Raw genomic sequence first — 6112 nt, forward strand, 5'->3', positions numbered from 1 at the left:
GTCGCAGCGGTGCGCTGCGGCGCCGGCCGACAACCGCTAAACTTCAGTGGCCAGCCTCTGTAGCTCAACGGAAGAGCAGTTCCGTCCTAAGGAAACGGTTGGGGGTTCGAATCCCTCCAGGGGCACCACGAATCATCCGTCGATGCCGACCGACCAGCACATCGCCCTTGTGTCGACGTGTCCGTAGAGCGGTCGACTTCCTTCCTTAAAGACGGGGAATTTCCCGCTTCGTCACGGAAATAGTGTGATTGACCTGATGTGCAGAATTGGCTTGAATTCCTTCCCGGAGTCAATGAAACTAATCGAACTCACTCAGCGGCGGCGCGACGGAGGCGCGCACGAATCGATCGCTGGCGAAGCCGAGGAGAGCACCCATGGTTAGAAATAGCGCGCAAAAAAAGCGAGCGAGCACCGGCGCCCGACGATTCCCGCAAACCCGACTCGCGGAGCGAGATCGCCAAGCCGTCCTGGCGGTATGTGCTGCGCAAGACCCTGCGGGAATTCACGGCCGACCAGTGCCCCGACCTCGCCGCCGCCCTCACCTACTACGCCGTGCTGTCGATCTTCCCCGCACTGATTGCGCTGGTCTCGCTCCTGGGAGCGTTCGGTCAGGGTGCAAACTCGACGAACTCAATCCTGTCGCTCGTTGACGAGGTCGCGCCCGGCGACACGGTCGACACTCTGCGCGGCCCGCTCGAGCAGTTCAGCTCCTCGCCGGCGGCCGGTGTCGCCCTCGTCGTCCGGATCCTGTTGGCGCTGTGGTCAGCATCCGGGTACGTCGGCGCGTTCAGCCGGGCCATGAACCGCATCTACGAGATCGACGAGGGCCGGCCGTTCTGGAAGCTGCGCCCGATGCAGCTGGGCGTGACCGTGGTGTGCATTCTGCTGATTGTGGTGGCGCTTGTCGTTCTGATCGTGTCGGGTCCGGTCACCGATGCGCTCGGCAACACTCTCGGGTTGGGGTTGGCCGTCCAGTTCGTCTGGTCGGTCATCAAGTGGCCCATCCTGGCGGTAGCCGCCGTATTGATCATCGCAATCCTGTACTAGGCAACCCCCAACGCCCAGCAGCCCAAGTTCCGATGGATCAGCCTGGGTGCGTTACTCGCATTCCTCACTCTGGTGATCTCCTCATTCCTGTTCGGCCCCTACGTCACCAATTTCTCCAACTACGACCGCACGTATGGTTCCCTGGCCGGCATCGTGGTGTTCCTGCTCTGGCTATGGATAGCCAACCTCGCCCTGCTCTTCGGTGCCGAATTCGACGCCGAGCTGGAACGGAGCCGTGAGCTGCAGGCGGGCATCGCCGCAGAAGAAGAACTTCAGCTGCCGCCGCGGGACACCCGCAAGAGCGACAAGGCCGCCGACAAGGTACGCGAGGACATCGCGATCGGCCGACGGTTGCGGCTGAACAGACGAACGAGTGACGACAGCGAGTCGAAGAAGAAGAAATAGGGCGACGGCCGGGAACCGGTTGGGGATTCGAATCCTTCCAGGGACACCCAGCGTCCGCGCACGGATGGCGAGGTCCGGATTGCTCCCAACCTCGCCTCCGGGTGTCACTGAGCGTCGTTCCCCGGGGCGCTCCAGGCCCTAGTTGTAGAGCATCCCGCCGTCGACGAGCAGGACCTGGCCGGTGACGTAGTCGGAGTCGGGGCCGGCGAAGAACGACACGATCTTGGCGACGTCCTCCGGGGTCTCGATGCGGCCGAGCGCGATGCCGTCGACGTTTTCCTTGAGGTTCTGGCCGAGCGGCTTGCCGTTGATGGCGCTGAGCTTCTCGTCGATCAGGTCCCACATGCCGGTGCCGACGATGCCGGGGGCGTAGGCGTTGACCGTGATGCCCCGAGGTGCGAGCTCCTGGGCGGCAGCCTGAGTGATGCCGCGGACGGCGAACTTCGAGGCCGAGTAGGCGCCGAGGATGGGGAAGCCCTGGATGGCGGCGATGGAGGCGGCGTTGATGATCTTGCCGGCGTGGCCGAGTTCGTCGAGCTTCGCGACCGCGGCCTGGATCCCCCAGACGACGCTGTTCACGTTGATGCGGAAGATCTTCTCCAGATCGTCCGCCGTGACCTCGAGCATGGGCGTGACCTGGGCGATGCCGGCGTTGTTGACGATCACGTCGAATCCGCCGAGCTTCTCGGCCGCGGTGTCGACGGCGGCGAACACATCATCGCGGTTGGAGACGTCGGCGGTGACGAAGACGGCCCTGCGCCCGAAAGCCTCGATTTCGGCGACGACACCGGCCCCCTTTTCTGCCTGGAAGTCGAGGTCGGCGACGGCGATGTCGAAGCCGTCCTGGGCGAGGCGGAGTGCGATGCCGCGTCCGATTCCCTGCCCGGCTCCGGTGACGAGTGCGACTTTGTTCGAAACGGTCATGGTGGTTCTCATTTCTGGTTCGGGCATGCTGAGCGCCGTTTGGCGTCGTTGACCCGCAGCCCTGACGGTGTCGGTCAGACGATCATCCGGACCCCTTCAGGCTAGGCGACAGATCTGTCGACCGGTTCGCCGATGTTACCCGGTCACGCGGTACACGCCTCAGCAGCTAGCGTCGATGTATACGATCACCACACTCCGGTCGTCTCCGATGATGCACACGTCCCGGAGACCACCTCGTCTGGAGTGCCTCATGATTTCCCCCCGCATCGCGTTCGTCGACGTTGACGGCACGCTCATGGAGACCGGCTCGATGATCGCGGAGTCGGCGATCGACGCGGTGCGCGCCGCCCGGCACAACGGGCACCTGGTGTACCTCAGCACCGGACGGGCGTCCGTGGAGATCTACCCCGCGATCCGCGACATCGGATTCGACGGTTTCATCAGCTCCGGCGGCGGGTTCGCGGAGATCGGCGATGAGCTCGTGATCGAACGCTCGATGCCCGAAGCGGCCGTGGCCCGGATGATCAGCTTCTATGAGGAGTCAGGGTACGACTTCTACCTGCAGTCCTTTGACGAGCTGTACCCGAGCCCCGGCGTGCATGACCGCTTCGCGGACTACTACGCGTCCGGCGAAAAGCGGAAGGCGGGAGCCGGGTATGCGACGGCATCCGTCACCGGTGCCGTCGCACACCCGGCGTTGAAAGCCTTCGCCGATGTGCGCCCCTTCAGTCTCACGGGCATCGCGAAGTCGGTGTTCCTCGCCGGCGACCTCCGGGCGTACGACCGGGTGTCGGACGCGCTCAGCGGAGACTTCCATGTCATCACCGGAACCATCCCGCACATGGGGCGCGGCAGCGGCGAGGTGACGCTGAATGGTGTGAACAAGGGCTCCACGATCCTGCGGCTCCTCGACCGGCTCGGCCTCGACGCGGCATCCGCCCTCGGCATCGGTGACAGCAGCAACGACATCGAGATGCTGCAGGTCTGCGGGGTCGGCATCGCCATGGGCAACGCCTCGGATGCCGTCAAGGCCTACGCCGACGAGGTCACCACCACCGTGCAGGGCGACGGCGTCTGGAACGCCTTCCGCCGCCACGGTCTGATCTGACGCGTCGCGGCACCCGTCGCCGGTGTCACCGTAACCGGACACCTCCCTGTTACCTGCGGGTTCTAAACTGGTGGCGCGCGGTGGCTGGCACCGCGACCTGGACGAGGAGCCTGCGTGACCCTGACCCCGATTGAGCCCGGCCAGGACGTGCTCGAGGCCGGACACCGCGCGGCGCCGGCCCGCACCCTGGTCGACATCCTGCTCGCGACCGCCGGCCGGCATCCGGGCGCGCTCGCCCTCGAAGACGTCGACGGGGCGATCAACTACCGGGATCTGGTGCGCCTGGTCACCGAGCAGGCGGAGCAGCTCAGTCGCCGCGGGGTGCGCCGCGGCGACACCGTCGGCATCCGGATCCCGTCGGGAACCCGGGAACTGTATCTCTCCATTCTGGCGACCCTCCTGGTCGGCGCCTCCTACGTGCCCGTCGACGCCGACGACCCCGAGGAACGCGCCCGGCTCGTCTTCGGCGAGGCCCGGGTCGTGGGCGTGATCGGGGCGGGCGGCGTGTTCGAGGTGCGCACCGGCATCGACGCGGAGATGTTCGCCGAACGGATGCTGGCGCCCGGGGACGACCTGGCCCTCGCCGGCACGATTGGCGCCATGCCGGCCCCCGACGACGATGCCTGGGTGATCTTCACCTCCGGCTCCACCGGGGTACCCAAGGGGGTGGCGGTGGCCCACCGCTCCGCCGCCGCGTTCGTCGACGCGGAGGCCGACCTGTTCCTCCGGTCGGACCCGATCGGTCCCGCGGACCGGGTGCTGGCCGGCCTTTCTGTGGCCTTCGACGCCTCCTGCGAGGAGATGTGGCTGGCCTGGCGGAACGGTGCCTGCCTCGTCTCGGCGCCCCGCTCCCTGGTGCGCTCGGGGGTCGACCTGGGCCCGTGGTTGATCAAGCACGGCATCACCGTGGTGTCGACGGTGCCGACCCTCGCGGCCCTGTGGCCGGAGGAATCGCTGGAGCGGGTGCGGCTGCTGATCTTCGGCGGCGAAGCCTGCCCACCCGAGCTCGCCTCGCGCCTCGCCGTGCGCGGCCGGGAGGTCTGGAACACGTATGGCCCGACCGAGGCCACCGTCGTCGCCTGCGCCGCCCTGCTCGACGGCCGCGGGCCGGTGCGGATCGGGCTTCCTCTGGCCGGCTGGAACCTTGCCGTGGTGGACGCCGCCGGTGCCCGGGTGGCCCACGGCGAGACCGGGGAACTCATTATCGGCGGGGTCGGGCTGGCCCGCTACCTCGACGCCGGCAAGGACACCGAGAAGTACGCCCCGCATACCGAGCTGGGCTGGCACCGCGCCTACCGCAGCGGCGATCTGGTGCGCTACGAGCGCGAGGGTCTCGTGTTCGTCGGCCGGGCCGATGACCAGGTCAAGCTCGGCGGCCGGCGTATCGAACTCGGCGAGATCGAGGCGGCCCTGCGCGCGCTCCCGGGGGTGGCCGGAGCGGCCGCGGTCGTGCAGAGAACCCCGGCCGGCAACCAGATCCTGGTCGGCTACCTGGCCCAGGTGGAGGGGGCCCTCTTCGACCGGGCGGCCGCCAACATCCGTCTGCGCGAAGAATTGCCGGCCGCGCTCGTGCCGCTGGTGCACGTCGTCGACGAGCTGCCCACGCGCACCTCCGGCAAGGTGGACCGCGGTGCCCTGCCCTGGCCCCTTCCCGCCACCGGGGGTGAGCAGGCGGAGACCTTCTCGCCGACGGCGGCGTGGCTTGCCGCCGGCTGGGCCGCCATCCTCGGGGTGTCGGCCGACGGCCCCGACGCGGACTTCTTCGCCCACGGCGGCGGGTCGCTCTCCGCGGCCCAGTTCGTGTCGACCGTCCGCGAGCGGTTCCCCGACACCCGAGTCTCCGACATCTACGACTACCCCCGGATCGGTTCCCTCGCCGACGAGCTCGACGGACGCGCACCCGCGGCGGCGAGTATCGTGCGGGAGGTTCAGCCGGTGCCCCGGCGCAGCCGCCTCACCATCACCCTGCTGGGCGTGCCGCTGCACGTGCTGGTCGGCGCGCGTTGGCTGGTCTACCTCGCGGCGGCGAACAACCTGCTCGCGGGCTGGGCAGGCGCCTCCTTCGCGCCCACCATCTCCTGGTGGTGGGTGGCGCTCGGGTTCGTGCTCTTCGTCACCCCGCCCGGCAAGATGGCCATCTCCGTCGTCGCCGCCCGGCTGCTGTTGCGCGGCGTGGAGCCGGGCAACTATCCGCGCGGCGGATCGGTGCACCTGCGCCTCTGGCTCGCCGAACAGGTGGCACTGCTCTCGGATGCCGTGAGCCTGGCCGGTGCCCCCTGGATCAGCTACTACGCCAGGGCCCTCGGCGCCCGCATCGGCACCGACGTCGACCTGCACTCCCTGCCGCCGGTAACCGGAATGCTGGACATCGGTGCCGGGGCAGCCATCGAACCCGAGACCGACCTGTCCGGCTACTGGATCGACGGCGACGTGCTGCGCATCGGGCCGGTGCGGATCGGCGCCGGCGCCACGGTCGGCTCCCGCAGCGCACTGCTCGGAGGCGCCGACATCGGGCGGGGCGCCGTAATCGAGCCGGGCTCGGCCGTCTCCGGACCGGTGCCGCCGGGTGAACGCTGGGCCGGTTCCCCGGCCGCCCGCATGGGCGCCGCCCGCGGCTCCTGGCCGGCC

At 68.5% G+C, this 6112-nt stretch carries 3 protein-coding genes, 1 tRNA gene and 1 pseudogene; 4 read left to right on the forward strand and 1 reads right to left on the reverse strand.

Annotated features, from left to right (window positions below):
* Positions 1–53 precede the first annotated feature (53 nt).
* Both E3T40_RS05610 and E3T40_RS05615 read left to right on the forward strand, forming a co-directional pair.
* Positions 54–128, forward strand: a tRNA-Arg gene (locus tag E3T40_RS05610).
* A gap of 256 nt (positions 129–384) precedes the next feature.
* A pseudogene (locus E3T40_RS05615) lies at positions 385–1452 on the forward strand (YihY/virulence factor BrkB family protein).
* Between the two features lie 138 nt (positions 1453–1590).
* Here the strand turns inward: E3T40_RS05615 and E3T40_RS05620 are convergent.
* Positions 1591–2376, reverse strand: coding sequence for an acetoin reductase (locus tag E3T40_RS05620; protein WP_104100116.1), 786 nt, complete (start codon positions 2374–2376; stop codon positions 1591–1593).
* Between the two features lie 250 nt (positions 2377–2626).
* Here E3T40_RS05620 and E3T40_RS05625 point away from each other — a divergent pair, with 250 nt between their 5' ends.
* Together E3T40_RS05625 and E3T40_RS05630 are read left to right on the forward strand one after the other, a co-directional pair.
* Complete coding sequence (locus tag E3T40_RS05625; RefSeq protein ID WP_166786584.1) at positions 2627–3484, forward strand: Cof-type HAD-IIB family hydrolase; 858 nt, start codon at positions 2627–2629, stop codon at positions 3482–3484.
* Between the two features lie 114 nt (positions 3485–3598).
* The coding region (locus tag E3T40_RS05630) for an amino acid adenylation domain-containing protein (protein ID WP_370287876.1) at positions 3599–6112 on the forward strand (2514 nt) is incomplete at its 3' end.

The sequence above is a fragment of the Cryobacterium sp. TMT1-19 genome (genome assembly GCF_004403055.1).
Classification (GTDB): domain Bacteria; phylum Actinomycetota; class Actinomycetes; order Actinomycetales; family Microbacteriaceae; genus Cryobacterium; species Cryobacterium sandaracinum.

Coding starts and splice junctions, on each gene's coding strand:
- E3T40_RS05620 (WP_104100116.1), bottom strand. CDS start 2,376: ATGACCGTTTCGAACAAAGTCGCACTCGTCACCGGAGCCGGGCAGGGA.
- E3T40_RS05625 (WP_166786584.1), top strand. CDS start 2,627: ATGATTTCCCCCCGCATCGCGTTCGTCGACGTTGACGGCACGCTCATG.